Genomic DNA, 17,562 nt, shown 5'->3' on the forward strand with positions numbered 1-17,562 from the left:
GAGAACGACATGAGCAATCCGGTACGGTGGGGCATTCTGGGTGCCGCGAATTTTGCGCGCCAGCATATGGCCCCTGCGATCCACGCCGCCAAAGGCGCGCAACTGGTGGCGCTGGCGACCTCCGATCCGGCCAAGGCCGAAGAGTTCAGCGCCTTTTGTCCCGATCTGCGGGTGCATGACAGCTATGACGCCCTGTTGGCCGACCCCGAGATTGATGCGGTCTATATCCCGCTGCCGAACCATCTGCATGTGGAATGGTCCCTCAAGGCGCTGGACGCGGGCAAGCATGTGTTGTGTGAAAAGCCGATGGCGCTGCACGCGGACGACTACGCCGCGCTGATCGACGCGCGTGAGGCGTCGGGCTGTTTCGCGACAGAAGCCTATATGATCGTGCACCACCCGCAGTGGCAGCGGGCGCGCGATCTGTACCGCGAGGGGGCCATTGGGCGGCTGATCCATGTGGAGGGGCTGTTTTGTTATGACAACTCCTCGGACCCTGGCAATGTGCGCAACAAGCCTGAAACGGGTGGCGGCGGCATTCCCGATATCGGCGTCTACACCTATGGGTCCACGCGCTGGTTCACGGGTGAGGAGCCTGACGCGATCACCCATGCGGATGTCGATTTCGAGAATGGTGTGGATGTGCTGGCGCGGGTCTCGGCGCGCTTTCCCAGCTTTTCGGCGCATTGGATTAACTCGATGCGGATGCATCCGTGCCAAGAGATGACATTTGTCGGCTCGGACGGGGTGATCAAGCTGACCGCGCCGTTCAATCCGGCGGTGTTCGGCCCTGCGCGGGTCGAGTTGCAAAAGAACGTGCATGGCGGCGGGCGGCCTGCGGCGATCACCGAGGAACGGTTCGAAGGGGTGAACCATTACGTGTTGCAGGTCGAGGCATTCAGCGCCCATGTGCGCGACGGTGCGGACTATCCGTGGCACCTTGAGGATGCGCGCGGCACGCAGGCTTTGATTGATGCGGTGTTTGCGAAGGCTAAGTAATGGGATCAACGTGCCCTTGGGGCGGGGTTTTCCCCGCCCGCACGGGGCAAAGCAGCAACGCGTAGGAGGGCATCATGGCAGGCGGTTGGGCAAAGGACGGGGCGGTTTCCGAACAGATCGAGGCGTCGATCTCGGACGAGTTGGCGCGGATGAAGGCGCGCCGCGCACCGGTCGGAGAAAGCCGCACCCATTGCGCCGAATGCGAGGAACCGATCCCCGAAGCGCGCCGCATCGCCCTGCCGGGTGTGAAGCTGTGCGTCGATTGCGTGGCGGAACGGGACGCGGCATTCCAGCGGCGCGGCGGGATCAACCGGCGCGGGTCCAAGGACAGTCAGCTGAAATGAGCGCTTCTGTGCCGTTTGCAATGGATAATGTGCGCGCCGGACGCTAAGTTGCCCGCCACGGATTTCAGCCTTGGGGGCTACGACCATGCTTGCCGACAAACACCCTGAACAGGAACAGCGGATCGAAACGCTTGAATCCTATGATATTCTGGATTCCGGCGACGAGGCGGATTTTGACGATATCGTCGCGCTGGCATCGGAAATCTGTGATGTGCCGGTGTCGCTGATCAGTCTGGTGGATGATGACCGCCAGTGGTTCAAGGCGCGCCGCGGGTTCGAGCCGCAGGAGACACCGCTGGACCAGTCCGTATGCTCGCACGCCATTCTTCAGGATGATGTGTTCGTGGTCGAGGACATGTCCGCCGATGCGCGCACCAAGAACAACCCGCTGCATGTGGGCGGCCCCGAGGTACAATTCTATGCCGGTGCCAATCTGGTTGCGCCAAACGGGATGCCAATCGGGACGCTGTGCGTCCTTGATAACCGTCCGCGCAGCCTGAATGATTTCCAGCGCGAGGCGCTCAAGACCCTTTCGCGGCAGGTGATGACGCAACTGGAACTGCGCAAGAAGCTCAAGCAAGAGGAATCGCTGCGCAGTGAGATGGACCACCGCGTGCGCAATTCATTGCAGACCATCGGGTCGGTGATGCGCATGGCCTCGCGCAAGTTGAGCGATCCCGATGCGATCAACGTCCTTGAGGCGGTAGAGCGGCGGATCGGCGCGGTTGCCTCGTTGCATTCCGAGTTGATGGGCCGCGAGGGGCAGGGATCAATTGATATCGCCCACTATTTCAAGCGGGTGGTGGCGCTGCTGCAGGAAGTCTCGCCCGAAAACGTGACGATTTCCGTGCAATCGGCCGAGGCGACGCTGGACGCCAAGAAGGCCTCGGCCATCGGCATGATCGTCAGTGAATTTGCCGCCAATTCGATCAAACACGCTTTTCCGGATGAAAAAGAGGGCCATATCCGCATTTCCCTGACCAAACCGGATCGCGGGCTGTGGGTGCTGACCTGCGAGGATGACGGGGTGGGCCGTCAGGATCGGGTCGAGCCGAGTGCCGAACAGGGGCGCGGACTGGGCGAGATGCTGATGGCTTCGGCGGCGGTGCAACTGAACGGCCAGCTGGAATATGAGACTGTGGAAACCGGCACGTCGCTGACGGTCAAATTCACCGCCTGAACATGAAAAAGGCTACCCCGAAACAGGGTCGCCTTGATTGCCGCGAAAACGGGGAAGGGCCTTAGCCTTCCATCGCTTCGAGTTCGTCGATAAAGCCCGAGATCATGCTCAGCCCCTTGTCCCAGAATTTGGGGTCGGAGGCATCAAGTCCGAACGGTGCGAGCAGTTCCTTGTGGTGCTTGGAGCCACCGGCCTTGAGCATGTCGAAATACTTGTCTTCGAACCCTTCCGCCCCTTCGGCGTAAACCGAGTAGAGCGCGTTCACCAACCCGTCGCCGAACGCATAGGCGTAGACGTAGAAGGGCGAGTGGACGAAGTGCGGGATATAGGCCCAGAAGGTTTCGTATCCATCCATGAATTCAAAGGCAGGCCCAAGCGATTCCGCCTGTACCGACATCCACAGCGCGTTGATGTCATCCGGGGTCAGTTCCCCGCCACGGCGCGCCTCGTGCAGCTTGCATTCAAAGTCGTAGAACGCGATCTGGCGCACAACCGTGTTGATCATATCCTCGACCTTGCCGGCGAGCATCACCTTGCGCTGTGCAGGCGTTTCGGCGCGGTCCAGCATTTTGCGGAAGGTCAGCATCTCGCCAAAGACAGAGGCGGTTTCGGCCAGTGTCAGCGGGGTGGAGGACAGCATCTCGCCCTGATCCGCCGCCAGCACCTGATGCACGCCGTGGCCCAGTTCGTGGGCCAGCGTCATCACGTCACGCGGTTTGCCAAGGTAGTTCAGCATTACATAGGGGTGCACATCGGTGACGGTGGGGTGCGCGAAGGCGCCCGGTGCCTTGCCCGGTTTAACACCCGCGTCGATCCAGCCCTTCTTGAAGAACGGCTGGGCCAGTTCGCCCATACGCGGATCAAAGGCATTGTAGGCATCCATGACGGTCTTTTCCGCCTCGTCCCAGCCGACGATACGCGGGTCTTCCATGGGTAGGGGCGCGTTGCGGTCCCAGACCTGCATCACGTCAAGACCTAGCCACTTACGCTTAAGGTCGTAATAGCGGTGGCTAAGCTTGGGATAGGCGGCGACCACGGCGTTGCGCAGCGCTTCGACCACTTCGGGTTCGACCTGATTGGACAGGTGGCGACCGGTCTGGGCCGTGGGCATGCCGCGCCAGCGGTCCATGATCTCTTTTTCCTTGGCTTGCGTGTTGTGCACGCGGGCAAAGGTTTTGATGTTGCCGGCAAAGACTTCGGCCAGTTCGCGGGCAGCGGTTTCGCGCTTTTTGCGGTCCTGATCGGTGAGGAAGTTCAACGTGCCTTCGATGTTGAGCGTTTCGCCGTCGATATTGAATTCGAGCCCCGCAATGGTTTCGTCAAACAGCCGTTCCCACGCATCACCCACCACGCCGAGGTCGTGCAGGAACTTCTCCATCTCGTCGGACAGCTGATAGGGCTTCATCGCGCGAATGCGGTCAAAGACGGGTTTGTAGCGCGCCAGATCGGCGTTCTGGTCCAGCAGGGCGGTCAGGTGGGATTCGTCGAGTCGGTTGAGTTCGAGCGTGAAGAATACCAGCGGCGTGGTGAAGTTTGTGACCTTTTCCTGCACGTCGGACATGAACTTGGCGCGGCCCGCGTCGGTGGTCTGCTGGTAATAGCGCAGCCCCGCAAAGGACATGATGCGCCCCGCAATCTGGTTGATCCGCTCTTGCCGCTGGATACAGTCGAGCAGGCCAACCGCGTCCAGTTCCGCCAGCTTGCCCTCGTAGTCGGCGGCAAAGCTGGTGCAGGCGGTTTCAAGCCAGTCGAGATCCCGCTTGAGCTCGGGCGCGTCCTGTCCGGTATAGAGGTCATCAAGGTTCCATTCCGGCAGGTCGCCCAAGGGCTGGTCCCCATTGGATGCGTTGATGTCCCGAACGGGGAAGGGCAAGTGAAACATGTAAAACCTCTTTTATCTGTTGGCCCATAGGTATGGCTGGAACAGGTCGGGGGCAAGGGTGTCGCCGCAGCGATCCTGCGGCGACCGACTGGAGGGCCAGCCCTCCAGACCTCCCGCAGTATTTATTGCCAAAAGAAGGGACGTTCAGCCGTAGGTGGCAAGCATGTCGTTCAGGTCGTCCAGCGTGTTGGCTTGGGCGGCGGTCTTGTCGTGACGCCAGCGCAGCATGCGCGGAAAGCGCAAGGCAACGCCGGACTTGTGGCGCGAGGAGGCTTGGATGCCTTCGAACGCGATTTCGAAGACATGTTCGGGAGTGACGCTGCGCACGGGGCCGAAGCGTTGGGTCGTGTTCTTTTTCACCCATGCGGTGATCTTGCGGAACTCTTCATCCGTCAGGCCGGAGTAGGCCTTGGTAAACGGGATCAACTCGTTCCCCTTCCAGACCGCAAAGGTGAAGTCGGTGAACAGGTTGGCGCGGCGTCCGTGGCCGGATTGGGCGTAGATCATCACGGCATCGATGGTCAGCGGGTCAAGCTTCCATTTCCACCAATCGCCTTTCTTGCGCCCTGTGAGGTAGGGACTGTCGCGGCGTTTGAGCATGAGGCCTTCGGCGCTGGCATCGCGGGCGCCGCTGCGGGTGTCGGCCAGTGCCTCCCATGTATCAAACGGGACGGTCGGGGACAGTTTGACGGGGGCGTCTGTGGGCAGGGTTGTGCAGAGTTTTTCGAGGGTTGCGCGGCGCGCCTCAAGCGGCTCTTGTCGAATATCAACCCCGTCCCATTCCAGCAGATCATAGGCGTAGAGGGCGACGGGCGCCTCGGTGAGCAGCTTTTTCGGCACGGTCTTGCGCCCGATCCGCTTTTGCAGCGCGTTGAAAGATTGCGGGCCGTCGTCGCCCCAGACCAGCAATTCGCCATCAATCACCGTGCCGTCAGGGATATAGTCGCAGGCCTGCGCCAGTTCGGGAAAACGGTCGGTCATCAACTCCTCGCCCCGCGACCAGACGAAGTGCGCGCCATTGCGGCGGATCAACTGGCCACGGATGCCGTCCCACTTCCACTCTGCCTGCCAATCCTCTGGCGGGCCTAGATCTTCGGGTTCCAGATCCAGCCCGTAGGCAAGGTAGAACGGGTAGGGGCGCGAGGCGTTCGCGGTCGGATCGTCGGCATGGATCAGGTCATCCCATGTGGTGCTGACCGGATCCCAGTCGCCCATCAGGCGGTGGGCCATTTCGGGTTCTTCGCGGTCCGTGGCGCGGGCAAGGGCGCGGGTCATCAGCTTTTGACTGACGCCGATGCGGAAACCGCCGGTGAGCAGCTTGTTGAACAGGAACCGCTGGGTGGTGCCGAGGCTGTCCCATGCGGCCAGAACGGTGGCTTTGCGGACCTCGTCCGTTGCATCCGCAAGGGCGCGTACCGTGTTGATCCAGTACGACAATCCAAGGTCCGACTGGGTGGCTGCGGGGGGCAGGACCAGCGCGATGGTTTCCGCCAGATCCCCGACGATTGGGTAGGATTCCTCGAACAGCCACAGGGGGATGCCCGCCCGTTCGGCAGCCCATTCCCGCAGGCGTGTGGTGGTCACCGCCCGTTTGGGACGGCGGCCCGAGAATATGGCGATGGTCCAAATACGGTCGGCCTCGGGCGCGGTGGCGAAATAGTCGGCCAGTGCGGCCACTTTCACGGTTGTCTTGGTGGACTGGTCGATGGCGTTGAACAGGGTGGCGAAGTCTTTCATGCGGCGTCCTCGGCCTCGTCGCCGCCGAATTCGGTCGGGACCACCTGTGCGTTCCAGCCGGAATCGTTGAGGTAGCGCGCGAAAATATCCGTGTAACCATGCGTGACATAGATGTTTTCGGCCCCCGTCAGACGAATTGCGTCCAGCAGTCCGGTCCAGTCCGCGTGGTCCGAAATCACAAAGCCACGGTCGCCCGAGCGCCGCCGCCGGATGCCGCGCACAGACATCCAGCCGCTGGCAAATCCCGTCTCGCGCGGGCCGAACTTGCGCGTCCATGCGGAGTCTATCGCGGAGGGCGGCGCAAGGACGATGGCACCCTTGTGGTCCTTGGGATCGACATCGGCAGAGGCGCGGATGGTATGCGGCAGGGAAATGCCTTGGGCGCGCATCACGTCGTTGGTGTTTTCGATGGCGGTGTGGGTCAGGACCGGCCCGATATCGGGGTCCAGCAATGTCAACAGCCGCTGCGCCTTGCCCAAGGCATAGCAGCCCAGAAAGGCGGTCTTGCCCGCCTGCGCGCAGGACGCCCACCAGTCGTTGATCTGGCTGGCGATGGCGCTTTGGTCCCGCCAACGGAACACCGGCAGGCCAAAGGTGCTTTCGGTGATGAAGTGGTGGCATTTGACCGGCTCGAACGGGGTGGAGAGGCCGTCATCGACAACCTTGTAGTCGCCCGATGCGAGCCAGACCTCGCCATCGACCTCGACCCTGATCTGCGCCGATCCGGGCACATGGCCTGCGGGGTGGAAGGACACGGTCGCGCCTCCGATCTTGCGCGTCTCGCCATAACGGATCGTGTCCAGAGGGATGTCGCCAAGGCGGTGCCGCATGACGGGCGCGGCAATGTCGGTGGCAAGGTAGGATCCCATGCCGCTGCGTGCGTGATCGGCGTGGCCATGGGTGATCAGCGCGCGCGGCACGGGCCGCCACGGGTCGATGTAGAAATCGCCCGAGGGGCAGTAGATGCCGGCAGGTGTGAAAGTCAGAACGCTCATCCGCAGGAACCTAGGGCACGCGCCGCTGACGGCCAGCCTTGGGTTCGCATGGGGCGCGCCTTAGGCCAGCTGCGTGAACCGATCCGCCATCGTGTCAAAGATCGTGTTGCGGATCGCGGGGCCTTCCATCAGCACCTCGTGTTCGCCGCCGTCGATCAGGTGCAGCGTGCCGTTTTCCCACGACCGCATCCGCGCTTCGATCCGGCCGATGTGGACGATCCGTTCATTGGTGCCAAGGAACGTTTCCGCAGGCACCGCAGGCGCAGGGCGTTTCGACAGGGCCAGCGTTTCATCCAGCGCCTCGCGCAGCCAGCGAAAGCTGGGCCCGCCAAGGGACAGTTCGGGATGGGCGTGCAACTGGCTGCGCATCATTTCGTACATGTCGCGGTCGCTGGTCAGCAGGTTGTCTTCATACGGGGCGGTCAGGACGTATGGATCCAGCACAGTGGTGGGGGGCAGGCGGTGCCCCTGACCAAGGGCGGGCATAACCCGACCCAAGGCCCACGCAACGGGGCGCAGGTGTGGTGCGATGCGGATGCCCCACATCGGCCCCGTAAAGGCCGCGCCAACCACGCCCAGCCCGTCATAGAGGGCGCGCAGTCCAATACATCCGCCCATCGAATGGCCCAGCAGAAAATACGGCTCTGGCATCTTCAGTTCGCGCGCGGCCTCGACCATGGCGGCGACGTCTTTTTGATAATCGGCGAACACATCCACATGACCGATGCGCGCATCGGGTAGCAGCCTGTCGGCCAGCCCCTGACCGCGCCAGTCGATCACAACCGAGGCAAAGCCACGGCGCGCGAAATCCTCGGCGGCGGGGGCGTATTTCTCGATATACTCCGTGCGGCCGGGAAACAGCAGCACGGTGCCTTTTGCATTTTCGGCGTTGAACACGCCCAGCCGGATGCGCACGCCATCAACAGCGTGCGCCCAATAGGCAGTCCCCCCCGACGACGCGGCGGACACATCACTAAAAAGGGGGGCCGCCGTCAGTGTCATCAGGCCAGAACGGACGCGAGTTGCATCGCCATGCCCATGTCGCCATCAACCTTCAGCTTGCCTGTCATGAAGGCAGAGGTGGGGTTGGTTTCACCTTCGAGGATGGATTTGAAGGTTTCGGCATCTGCCGACAGGGTGACGTCCGCAGGTTCGTCTGCCGCACGTGCGCCCGCGCTGTCCATCATCACACAGCCTTCGCCTTCGATGTCGAATTTCGCGGTGCCGGAAAAATTGGACCCACTGAGTTTGTCATTCAGCACGACAACAGCTTCGTTTACGGTGTCACTCATTTTTGATGCCCTTTTTGGTTATGGCGCGTCGCTTGTTGTGGCAATTAACGCGCGCCCTGTTACATTTGTGTTTATGGGCACACTCACTCGCAAACTCTACCCTGTCGTCACGGCACTTTTGTTTACAGTAGGGAATTCCTTACCTGTGCTGGCGCAATCGTCACTGGACGATATGCTGTCGGAACTGCGCACTGCGCCCCCCGCGCAGGCCACGCGCCTTAGCCGCGAGATCGAGAGGGAGTGGTCGAAATCCGGCTCGACCCTGCTGGATACGTTGCTGCGCCGCGGGCGCGACGCGCTGGAAGAAGACCGCGTTGACATCGCGATTGAGCATCTGACGGCGGTCACCGACCATGCCCCCGATTTTGCCGAAGGCTGGCACGCCCGTGCGACTGCCTTTTACATGAAGGGGCTTTACGGTCCGGCGCTGGATGATTTGCAGCGCGCGCTGATCCTGAACCCCGACAATTACAACGCGCTATTCGGCCTTGGGGTAATGTTGCAGGAATTCGGGGACGATACGCTGGCCCGTGATGCCTATCGTCAGGTTCTGGACTTGCATCCGAACCACGAAAACGCCAGCAAGGCGCTAGAGCAGTTGAAAACAAAAGGTATTGGGCGCGAGCTGTAAGGCGGCGCGTCCAACGGGGGAACATGCCCATGCCGAGCGATGCGCGGGTGGTGGCCGTTTTGGGGCCCACCAACACTGGTAAAACCACATATGCCATCGAACGGATGCTGGGCCACCGCACAGGTGTGATCGGGCTGCCGCTGCGTCTGCTTGCGCGCGAGGTCTATGACCGGATCGTGGCGCTGCGTGGTCCATCGGTTGTGGCCCTTGTCACAGGCGAGGAACGGATCGTGCCGCCGCGCACGCAGTACTGGGTCTGCACGGTCGAGGCGATGCCCGAAGGCATGGGCGTTGATTTTCTCGCCGTGGACGAAATCCAGCTTTGCGCCGATCCCGAACGCGGCCATGTGTTCACCGACCGCCTTTTGCGCGCGCGCGGCTTGCATGAAACGCTGTTTCTGGGGGCCGACACAATGCGCGGCCCCATTGGCGCGCTGGTGCCGGGCGTGCAGTACATCCGCCGCGAGCGTATGTCCCAACTACTTTATTCCGGTCAAAAGAAGGTTTCGCGGATGCGTCCGCGCAGCGCCATCGTCGGATTTTCGGTCGATAACGTCTATGCCATCGCGGAACTGATCCGCCGCCAGCGGGGCGGTGCGGCGGTGGTGATGGGGGCGCTGTCGCCGCGCACCCGCAACGCGCAGGTTGAGATGTACCAGAATGGCGAGGTCGATTTTCTGGTCGCTACCGATGCGATCGGAATGGGGCTGAACCTTGATATCGACCACGTGGCCTTTTCTTCGCTCACCAAATTTGACGGACGGCGCATGCGCCCCCTTGCCCCGAACGAACTCGCGCAGATCGCGGGGCGGGCAGGGCGCGGGCAAAAGGACGGGACATTCGGAGTGACGGGCGATGTGCGCCCCTTGGATGACGGCATGGCGCAGGCGATCATGGATCACCGCTTTACCCCTGTGTCCAAGCTGCAATGGCGCAACCACGCGCTGCAATTCGGCACGACCGAGGCGCTGCTGCGATCCCTAGAGGCCCCGCCCGATCACGATGTTCTGGTGCGCGTGCGCGAAGCGGATGATGTCATGGCCCTCAAGACCCTGTCGTCCTCTGCCGAGGTGGCGGCGCGTTGCACAGATGCGCCATCGGTGCGCCTGTTGTGGGATGTGTGCCGCGTGCCGGATTTCCGTGGTATAAGTCATCAGGAACATTCCAGCCTCTTGGACGTTATATTCCGATATCTCCACGAACGTGGTAGCATCCCAGACGACTGGATGGCGCGTCAGATCAAGCGTATTGACCGCAGCGATGGCGACATCGACGCGATCAGTAAACGGCTGGCGTTCATCCGGACTTGGACGTATGTCGCCCAGCGTAAAGGCTGGGTTGATGATATAGACCATTGGCGCAATCAGACGCGCCATGTAGAAGACCGATTATCAGATGCTCTTCATGAGAAGCTGACTCAAAGATTTGTAGACCGGCGCACATCGGTTTTGTTGCGCCGGCTAGGCCAGAAGGAGGCCATGGTGGCCGAAGTAAATGATCAAGGTGAAGTGACTGTCGAAGGCGAGTTCGTCGGCAAGTTGGACGGGTTCCGTTTTAGTCAGGACAAAGGCAATGGTGCGGCCGAGGCCAAAACCATCAAGTCGGCTGCGTTGCAGGCGCTTGCGCCGCATTTCCACCTGCGGGCGGATCGTTTCTATAACGCGCCGGATACCGAAATCGACTTTACCGAACAGGGGGGCCTGATGTGGGGCGCCTCTGCGGTGGGTAAGCTGGTGGCGGGGTCCGACCCGCTCAAGCCGCAGGTCGAGGTGTTTGTGGACGATGTGGCAGGCCCCGAGGTCGCCCAGAAGGTCCAGCGCCGCGCGCAACATTTCATTGATCGCAAGGTCGCCGCCCTGTTCGAGCCGCTGATGAACATGCAGCGCGACGAAACACTGACCGGTCTGGCCAAAGGCTTTGCCTTCCGTCTGATCGAGGCGATGGGCGTGCTGCCCCGCGCCGCGGTTGCGGACGAGGTGAAGGCGCTGGATCAGGACGCACGTGGTGCCCTGCGCAAACACGGCATCCGTTTTGGCCAGTTCACCATCTTTATGCCGCTGCTGCTCAAGCCCGCGCCAACGCGTCTGCGTCTGGTACTGTGGTCGCTGAGCAAGGGCTTGGGTGAATTCCCCGAATCGCCCCCACCCGGATTGGTGACAATTCCGGCGATGGTTGATGCGGGCGAAGGGGCCGACACGATGGCCGGTTACCGCAATGCGGGCGAGCGGGCGATCCGGATCGATATGCTGGAACGGTTGGCGGACATGCTCCGCGCCGAGGATTCGCGCGGCGGGTTCGAGGCAAAGGCCGACATGCTGTCGATCACCGGCATGACGCTGGAACAGTTCGCGGCACTGATGACCGGCCTTGGCTACAAGGCCGAGCGTGGCGAGCGCGAGAAGGTCAAGGCGGTGTCCAAAGTCGTCGGTGATCCGGTCGAGGCGGACACGCCCGTCATGGATATCGGTAATGAGGCCGCACCGGTGCTGGACGCCGAAGGTACTGCCAAGCCCGATGATGTGCCCGAAGGCACGGGCGACATTCCCGACGAAGGATTGGCCCCCGTGGCTGCCGAAGGCGCGGAAACACCCGAGGTCGAGGCCGAAATTCCTGCCATGTCCGAAACCGAAGTGCCCGTGGGCCAAGCGGCGGATGCTGGTGTGACCACGGTCGAAACCGAAGTGTTCTATACGTTCACATGGGGTCGTGCCGCAGGTGGCAACCGTGGCCGTCAAGGTCAGGGCCAAGGCCAAGGGCAGGGTGGCAAACCACGCGGCAAAGGCGGCGCAGGTGGCAAACCCAAGGGCAAAGGAAAAGGCGGTCGCCGTGATGGCGACGGTGGTGGCAAGTCGCAGAACTTCTCGGCCAAGCCTCCACGCCGTGAAAAGCCGATTGATCCTGACAACCCCTTTGCGGCGGCCCTCATGGGGCTGAAGGACAACAAGTAATTGAGCGGATCGGGCGAGGAAAAGCTGCGGCTGGATAAATGGCTGTGGTTCGCCCGATTCTTCAAAACCCGTTCGCTGTCGGCGGCGCGTGTCGCTGCCGGAGACATCCGCGTGAATGGCGAACGTGTGACAAAACGCGCCACGTCCATCACTGCCGGTGACGTTCTGACCTTTGCCATTGGCGATCACGTCCGCGTGATCGAGGTGCTGGCGTGCGGCACACGGCGCGGTCCGGCCCCCGAAGCGCAGGCACTTTACAACGACATGTCCCCCGAACCGGTCCCGCGCAAAGACGTTGTCCCAGAAAATCCGCGCTATGAAGGAAAAGGGCGTCCGACCAAGCGCGAGCGCAGGCAGGGTGATCTTTCCCGCGCGCGCCACCTTGAATGATAGCGGTCTGTGATCTAGCTAGACGCAAATCGAAATGAAACGAGCGCCTCAATGACCTATATCGTCAACGATTCCTGCATTGCCTGCAAATATACCGACTGCGTCGAAGTCTGTCCGGTGGATTGCTTCTATGAAGGCGAGAACATGTTGGTGATCCATCCCGACGAATGCATTGACTGCGGCGTGTGCGAACCCGAATGCCCCGCCGACGCCATCCGCCCCGATACCGAGCCGGATATGGAGAAATGGGTCGAGTTCAATCGCAAATACTCGGAAATGTGGCCGGTCATCATCACCAAGAAAGACCCGCTGCCCGATGCCGAGGCGATGGACGGCAAAGAGGGCAAAATGGAGCTGTTTTCCGAAGCGCCAGGTGAGGGCGGATAAGACAGCGAATCGCCTGACGGCGTGAAAATGCTGCGCGCGCTGCATGAATTCCTGCGGCTAGCGCGCTGATAAAGCGGGCAGTTCGGAAAGTTTCCCCAAGGTCAACTTTCGAATCCCCTCTTTTTGTGATATGATACACGTATAACTGACAGACGGATGCTGCCCGCGTCCGGCCTTGCTAATGCCGGACCTGATAGAAACCTTCGACTTGAACCGCACCTTAGACGTGGCACGCTTGCCCCGCCTGATGCGGATTTGACTGTCGAATATGGCTGTATTTGTCGCGTCTCAAGAGGATGAAGAATGACAAAATCCAAGAAGCTCGACTTTCGCCCCAATGAATTTGTGGTCTATCCCGCCCATGGCGTTGGCCAGATCATTTCCGTCGAAAGCCAGGAAGTGGCCGGAATCTCGCTCGAGATGTTCGTGATCTCGTTCGAGAAAGACAAGATGACTTTGCGCGTGCCAACCAACAAGGCAACGGAAATCGGGATGCGCGCCCTGTCGAGCCCTGACGTCATTGCCCACGCGATGAAAACGCTGAAGGGCAAGGCTAAGGTTAAGCGCGCCATGTGGTCCCGCCGTGCGCAGGAATACGAGCAAAAGATCAACTCGGGCGACCTGATCGCGATTGCCGAAGTGGTGCGCGACCTGCACCGCACCGACGACCAGCGCGAGCAGAGCTATTCCGAGCGTCAACTGTACGAAGCCGCGCTTGAGCGTCTGACCCGCGAAGTGGCCGCCGTATCCGGTGGTGACGAAGGCGCGGCGGCGAAAGAAGTCGGCGACGTGCTCGAAAGCCGCGTCGCAGCCTGATCGCTACCCGACAACTATCTCACGCGCTCCCGCCGGTCGGGGGCGCGTTTTTTTATGTCAGCTCAGCGCGGCAAGGGTCAGCAGCACGGCAATCTCGGTACAGATTTGCGTTGCGCCCAGAATGTCGCCCGTTTGGCCGCCAATCTTGGCACGGGCAAGGGCCGCGATCCCAGCTGCGACTGCCGCGGCGATGATCATGGCAAGTAATCCGCCCCCGCCGGCAAACAGCAGCGCCAGCACCACCGCAATGAATAGGGCGCATAGGACGCTGTTCAGTGGCGCGCGCCCGACGCTATGCGCAAGGCCCGTGTTGCGCGCATGTGGTAGGTCGTACATCAGGGGCGTCAGCATCGCGCGCGACACAACCAGCGCGGTGACAAGGGCGGTCCACGGCACCTCGGCCAGTGCCAGCCAGCGCAGGCCCATCACGATGATCAGCGCCAGAACCCCATAGGCCCCGATGCGGCTGTCTTTCATGATCTCGAGCCGGCGTTCCGGCGTGGTGCCGCCCCACAGTCCGTCAGCCGTGTCGGCAAGGCCGTCTTCGTGCATCGCGCCGGTCGCCATCACAAGCACGCCCAGCACCAGCCCCGCGACGAGCAGCGCGGACAGGCCGAGGGCACTGCCCACCCCCATTACAAGGCTACCGATTAGGCCTATGATCAGCCCTACCAGCGGATAGGCCCACACGGCCCGCGCCCCATGGGCAAAGGCGTGATCCGGCAAGGCAGGCATGGGCAGGCGTGTCAGCAGCACAATGGCGGCGGGCACATCCCACGCCCCAGCAAAGGCTGTCCTGTCGGTTTCGTTGGTCGGCATGTCCGGTCCTGACTTGCGGCTGGATGTCCATTGGGTAAAGAGGCCGAAGCTGACACGCAAGGACGACCCCACATGAGCTTTGACACACTTGACGAATTCCGCCGCCTTCTGGGCCAGATGCCCGCGCCTGATGCTGCCGCAATCGCTGGCGCAACAGACCGCAACGGGCAATTGACCAAACCCCCCGGTGCGCTTGGGCGTCTGGAAGATCTGGCGATCTGGTATGCGGGCTGGCGCGGGGATGCGCGCCCAAGCATCACCGCCCCTCAGGTCATCGTTTTTGCGGGCAATCATGGGGTGGCGGCGCGTGGCGTGTCGGCCTTCCCCCCCGAAGTGACCGCGCAGATGGTCGCCAATTTCGAACATGGCGGCGCGGCGATTAACCAGTTGGCCAAGTGTTTCGGCGCGCGCATGGATGTGGTCGCGCTGGACCTTGAAACGCCCACAGCAGATTTCACCACCGAAGCGGCCATGTCCGAGGCTGAGGTCGTGGCCGCATTGCGCGCAGGCTGGGACAGCGTAGACGAAGCCGCGGACCTGTTGGTGGTCGGAGAGATGGGCATCGGCAACACCACATCGGCAGCAGCGATTGCCGCGCGCCTGTTCGGCGGCGAGGCCGCGATGTGGACCGGACGCGGCACAGGGGTCGAGGGCGATGCCCTGACCCACAAGACCGACGTCGTGGCCCAAGCGCTGACAGCGCATGCGGATGCGGGCGACGGGGTGGACGTGCTGATGCGACTTGGCGGGCGTGAACTGGCAGGTATGGCCGGTGCGATTGCCCGTGCGCGCCAGTTGCGCATTCCGGTGATCATGGACGGGTTTATCTGCACCGCCTCTGCCGCCTGTCTTGAGCACACGGTCAGCGGCGCGCTCGACCATGTGGTCGCGGGCCATAAAAGTGCGGAAGGGGCCCATGCGCGGATGCTTGAGGCTCTGGGTAAGGAGCCACTGCTGTCACTGGGCCTGCGCCTTGGCGAAGGGTCCGGTGCGGCGCTTGCCATTGGTGTGTTGCAAGGCGCGGTGGCCTGCCATTCAGGCATGTCCACCTTTGCCGAAGCGGGCGTGTCCGACGCTTGATCGTCGGGCGGGACTGTTTTTGCCGGCACGGCCTTTGGCCTGTCTGCAAAAAGGCGCCCGCCCACCGACCCTGCCGCGCTAGGCGCGTTTCTGTTCTTCCTGACGTGCGGCCAATGAGGCCTCAAGGTCTTTTTCCAACTCGCGCGAGCGCGCCACATAGGCGTCGTTCTTCGAGGTCGCGATGGCCGGATCCCACAACTCGGCCAGTTGGCGCACGGCGTCGCGGTCATGGGCGTAGAATACCTGCTCGGCTTCAGCGGCCTCGTATTCGCTGAGCCCGAGGTTTTCGAGCGCATAGCGCCCCGCGCGTAGCGAACTGTCGAACATCTCGCGCACGATGTCGTTGGCCCCCGCCTGATAGAGCTTGTAGACGTGCACGCGGTCAAAGGCGCGCGCAATAATGTGGATGTCGGGGCGCTGTTTGCGCGCATAGGCGACCAGCCGCGTCGCGGCCTCCGGATCGTCCAGCGCCACGACCAACACGCGGGCCTCGTCCAGACCGGCGGCGTGCAGGATATCGGCGCGGCTGGGATCGCCCAGAAAGCTTTTGAAGCCAAAGCGCCGCATCAGCGCAATGGTTTCCATATCATGGTCCAGAACCACGGTGTTAAAGCCCGAGCCCTGCACCAACCGGTTCACGATCTGCCCGAAACGCCCGATGCCTGCGATGATGACGGGGCCGTCCTCGTCAATCTCGTCGGCTTCGATATCGCCTTGGGTTTCGGCCATGCGTTTGGCGATCACCTCGTGCAGGATGAACAGCAGCGGCGTGATCAGCATGGTCAGCGCAATCACCAGCAACAGCGTTTCGGCGACGTCCTGCGGGATCACCCCTTGGGCCACGGAAAAGGCTACAAGCACAAAGCCGAACTCGCCCGCTTGCGCGAGGCTGAGGGTGAACAGCCAGCGGTCGCGACCTTTGAATTTGAACACCACCGCAAGGCAATAAAGGATAAAGCCTTTGAGGATGATCACCAGAATGGCCATCGACAGCAGCGCAGGCCAGTTCGCAAACAGCAGCGCGAAATTGATGCCTGCGCCCACAGTGATGAAGAACAAGCCCAGCAGAAGCCCCTTGAATGGTTCAAGGTCGGTTTCCAGTTCATGGCGGAACTCGGAGCTTGCCAGCACCACGCCAGCAAGGAACGCGCCAAGGGCAGGGGACAGGCCGACGAGGTTCATAAGGAAAGAGATCGACACCACGATCAGCAGCGCCAGCGCCGTATACATCTCGCGCAGGCGCGCAGCGTGGATATAGCGGAATACCGGACGGGTCAGGAACACGCCTGCAAAAATCACCGCCGCCACGGCCCCGATGGTCACCAGCGTGACGCCCCATGCGGGCAGACCGTCAACAAGGCTCATCGCGTGGGCGCTGTGGCCGTGATCGTCCGGTGTCAGCGTGATCGACCCGTCCGAGGTGATCTGCGCAGGCAGGGTGACAGCCAGCAGCGGCAGCAGGGCAAGGATAGGAATAACCGAGATGTCTTGGGTCAGTAGCACGGAAAAGACGGATCGCCCGCCGCCGGTTTTCACCAGCCCTTTTTCGGTCAGCGTTTGCAGCACGATCGCGGTCGAGGACAGGGCCAGCGTCAGACCAATCGCCACGGCAACACCCAGCGGTTGGTTGTAGGCGACGGCAATGCCCGCCAGCGCCAGCGTCGACAGGATGACCTGCGCCCCGCCAAGGCCGATCAGCTTGTGCCGCATGTCCCATAAGGTGCGCGGCTCTAGTTCCAGCCCGATCAGGAACAGCATCATCACGACGCCGAATTCGGCAAAGTGCTGCAAATCCTCGGTTTCGGAGCCGACCAGCCCCAGAACCGGCCCGATCAGGATGCCTGCCGCCAGATAGCCAAGCACCGACCCAAGCCCCAATCGCGCGGCAATCGGTACCGCTATGACCGCAGCCAAGAGGTAAACGGAAGCCTGATAGAGGAAGTTTTCCATGCGCTATGCCTTTGCAACTGGCGGTAAGATGTGGGCCTTTGGGGCGGGATACAACCGGAACCTGATCGGAGTTTCCTAACAGGGCGCGATTGCACCACCAAGGGTCGAGATG

16 protein-coding genes are annotated in these 17,562 nt (G+C 61.9%); 9 read left to right on the plus strand and 7 right to left on the minus strand.

What is annotated here, in order from left to right; translation table 11 throughout:
* The first annotated feature begins 9 nt into the window (after nt 1-9).
* The 3 genes from AC6GQJ_RS16335 (at nt 10) to AC6GQJ_RS16345 (ending at nt 2,523) form a co-directional block, all read left to right on the plus strand.
* The gene (locus AC6GQJ_RS16335; RefSeq protein WP_500770168.1) at nt 10-999 is read left to right on the plus strand and encodes a Gfo/Idh/MocA family protein; all 990 of its coding nucleotides are present in this window, start codon (nt 10-12) and stop codon (nt 997-999) included.
* Nucleotides 1,000-1,073: 74 nt separating this feature from the next.
* Nucleotides 1,074-1,343: a DksA/TraR family C4-type zinc finger protein gene (locus AC6GQJ_RS16340; RefSeq protein ID WP_500770170.1), complete on the plus strand. Its 270-nt coding sequence runs from the start codon at nt 1,074-1,076 to the stop codon at nt 1,341-1,343.
* Between the two features lie 85 nt (nt 1,344-1,428).
* Nucleotides 1,429-2,523, plus strand: a complete 1,095-nt coding sequence (locus AC6GQJ_RS16345; RefSeq protein ID WP_500770172.1) for a histidine kinase dimerization/phosphoacceptor domain -containing protein — start codon at nt 1,429-1,431, stop codon at nt 2,521-2,523.
* A 61-nt stretch (nt 2,524-2,584) separates the two neighbouring features.
* Here AC6GQJ_RS16345 and AC6GQJ_RS16350 read toward each other — a convergent pair whose 3' ends face one another.
* The 5 genes from AC6GQJ_RS16350 to AC6GQJ_RS16370 all read right to left on the minus strand — a co-directional run bounded on the left by AC6GQJ_RS16350 (nt 2,585) and on the right by AC6GQJ_RS16370 (nt 8,429).
* Nucleotides 2,585-4,405, minus strand: a complete 1,821-nt coding sequence (locus AC6GQJ_RS16350; RefSeq protein WP_500770174.1) for a M3 family oligoendopeptidase — start codon at nt 4,403-4,405, stop codon at nt 2,585-2,587.
* Nucleotides 4,406-4,549: 144 nt separating this feature from the next.
* Nucleotides 4,550-6,142, minus strand: a complete 1,593-nt coding sequence (locus tag AC6GQJ_RS16355) for an ATP-dependent DNA ligase (RefSeq protein WP_500770176.1) — start codon at nt 6,140-6,142, stop codon at nt 4,550-4,552.
* Nucleotides 6,139-7,137: a ligase-associated DNA damage response exonuclease gene (locus AC6GQJ_RS16360; RefSeq protein ID WP_500770177.1), complete on the minus strand. Its 999-nt coding sequence runs from the start codon at nt 7,135-7,137 to the stop codon at nt 6,139-6,141. Before AC6GQJ_RS16360 ends, AC6GQJ_RS16355 begins: the two co-directional genes overlap by 4 nt.
* Nucleotides 7,138-7,197: 60 nt before the next feature.
* A complete protein-coding gene (locus tag AC6GQJ_RS16365; RefSeq protein ID WP_500770178.1) occupies nt 7,198-8,139 on the minus strand; it encodes an alpha/beta fold hydrolase in 942 nt (313 codons plus the stop codon).
* Nucleotides 8,139-8,429, minus strand: coding sequence for an SCP2 sterol-binding domain-containing protein (locus AC6GQJ_RS16370; RefSeq protein ID WP_500770179.1), 291 nt, complete (start codon nt 8,427-8,429; stop codon nt 8,139-8,141). Before AC6GQJ_RS16370 ends, AC6GQJ_RS16365 begins: the two co-directional genes overlap by 1 nt.
* Nucleotides 8,430-8,574: 145 nt before the next feature.
* Here AC6GQJ_RS16370 and AC6GQJ_RS16375 point away from each other — a divergent pair, with 145 nt between their 5' ends.
* The 5 genes from AC6GQJ_RS16375 (at nt 8,575) to AC6GQJ_RS16395 (ending at nt 13,601) form a co-directional block, all read left to right on the plus strand.
* Nucleotides 8,575-9,060: a tetratricopeptide repeat protein gene (locus AC6GQJ_RS16375; RefSeq protein WP_500770180.1), complete on the plus strand. Its 486-nt coding sequence runs from the start codon at nt 8,575-8,577 to the stop codon at nt 9,058-9,060.
* A 29-nt stretch (nt 9,061-9,089) separates the two neighbouring features.
* Nucleotides 9,090-12,008, plus strand: coding sequence for a helicase-related protein (locus AC6GQJ_RS16380; RefSeq protein WP_500773960.1), 2,919 nt, complete (start codon nt 9,090-9,092; stop codon nt 12,006-12,008).
* Nucleotides 12,009-12,398 carry an RNA-binding S4 domain-containing protein gene (locus AC6GQJ_RS16385; RefSeq protein ID WP_500770182.1) on the plus strand — a complete coding sequence of 130 codons (390 nt, stop codon included), beginning with the start codon at nt 12,009-12,011 and terminating at the stop codon, nt 12,396-12,398.
* A gap of 51 nt (nt 12,399-12,449) precedes the next feature.
* A complete protein-coding gene (gene fdxA / locus AC6GQJ_RS16390) occupies nt 12,450-12,785 on the plus strand; it encodes a ferredoxin FdxA (protein ID WP_500770184.1) in 336 nt (111 codons plus the stop codon).
* Between the two features lie 303 nt (nt 12,786-13,088).
* Entirely contained in the window at nt 13,089-13,601 is a 513-nt protein-coding gene (locus tag AC6GQJ_RS16395) for a CarD family transcriptional regulator (RefSeq protein WP_500770186.1), read from the plus strand.
* Nucleotides 13,602-13,658: 57 nt separating this feature from the next.
* On the opposite strand, the gene cobS is transcribed toward AC6GQJ_RS16395, so the two are convergent.
* Nucleotides 13,659-14,420, minus strand: a complete 762-nt coding sequence (cobS, locus tag AC6GQJ_RS16400) for an adenosylcobinamide-GDP ribazoletransferase (RefSeq protein ID WP_500770188.1) — start codon at nt 14,418-14,420, stop codon at nt 13,659-13,661.
* 72 nt (nt 14,421-14,492) lie between these two features.
* On the opposite strand from cobS, the gene cobT reads away from it, so the two are divergent.
* On the plus strand, nt 14,493-15,500 hold the full coding sequence (cobT, locus tag AC6GQJ_RS16405) for a nicotinate-nucleotide--dimethylbenzimidazole phosphoribosyltransferase (RefSeq protein WP_500770190.1): 1,008 nt from the start codon (nt 14,493-14,495) through the stop codon (nt 15,498-15,500).
* 78 nt (nt 15,501-15,578) lie between these two features.
* On the opposite strand, the gene AC6GQJ_RS16410 is transcribed toward cobT, so the two are convergent.
* Nucleotides 15,579-17,450 carry a monovalent cation:proton antiporter-2 (CPA2) family protein gene (locus tag AC6GQJ_RS16410; RefSeq protein WP_500770192.1) on the minus strand — a complete coding sequence of 624 codons (1,872 nt, stop codon included), beginning with the start codon at nt 17,448-17,450 and terminating at the stop codon, nt 15,579-15,581.
* Nucleotides 17,451-17,562: the final 112 nt, after the last annotated feature.

It is taken from the genome of Tateyamaria sp. 7Alg 36 (assembly GCF_059882455.1).

Excerpts from the sequence above, each read along its gene's own strand:
- AC6GQJ_RS16355 (WP_500770176.1), bottom strand. The coding sequence starts at position 6,142 with ATGAAAGACTTCGCCACCCTGTTCAACGCCATCGACCAGTCCACCAAG.
- AC6GQJ_RS16395 (WP_500770186.1), top strand. The coding sequence starts at position 13,089 with ATGACAAAATCCAAGAAGCTCGACTTTCGCCCCAATGAATTTGTGGTC.
- AC6GQJ_RS16335 (WP_500770168.1), top strand. The coding sequence starts at position 10 with ATGAGCAATCCGGTACGGTGGGGCATTCTGGGTGCCGCGAATTTTGCG.
- AC6GQJ_RS16410 (WP_500770192.1), bottom strand. The coding sequence starts at position 17,450 with ATGGAAAACTTCCTCTATCAGGCTTCCGTTTACCTCTTGGCTGCGGTC.
- fdxA (WP_500770184.1), top strand. The coding sequence starts at position 12,450 with ATGACCTATATCGTCAACGATTCCTGCATTGCCTGCAAATATACCGAC.
- cobT (WP_500770190.1), top strand. The coding sequence starts at position 14,493 with ATGAGCTTTGACACACTTGACGAATTCCGCCGCCTTCTGGGCCAGATG.
- AC6GQJ_RS16365 (WP_500770178.1), bottom strand. The coding sequence starts at position 8,139 with ATGACACTGACGGCGGCCCCCCTTTTTAGTGATGTGTCCGCCGCGTCG.
- AC6GQJ_RS16340 (WP_500770170.1), top strand. The coding sequence starts at position 1,074 with ATGGCAGGCGGTTGGGCAAAGGACGGGGCGGTTTCCGAACAGATCGAG.
- AC6GQJ_RS16350 (WP_500770174.1), bottom strand. The coding sequence starts at position 4,405 with ATGTTTCACTTGCCCTTCCCCGTTCGGGACATCAACGCATCCAATGGG.
- cobS (WP_500770188.1), bottom strand. The coding sequence starts at position 14,420 with ATGCCGACCAACGAAACCGACAGGACAGCCTTTGCTGGGGCGTGGGAT.
- AC6GQJ_RS16380 (WP_500773960.1), top strand. The coding sequence starts at position 9,090 with ATGCCGAGCGATGCGCGGGTGGTGGCCGTTTTGGGGCCCACCAACACT.
- AC6GQJ_RS16360 (WP_500770177.1), bottom strand. The coding sequence starts at position 7,137 with ATGAGCGTTCTGACTTTCACACCTGCCGGCATCTACTGCCCCTCGGGC.
- AC6GQJ_RS16345 (WP_500770172.1), top strand. The coding sequence starts at position 1,429 with ATGCTTGCCGACAAACACCCTGAACAGGAACAGCGGATCGAAACGCTT.
- AC6GQJ_RS16370 (WP_500770179.1), bottom strand. The coding sequence starts at position 8,429 with ATGAGTGACACCGTAAACGAAGCTGTTGTCGTGCTGAATGACAAACTC.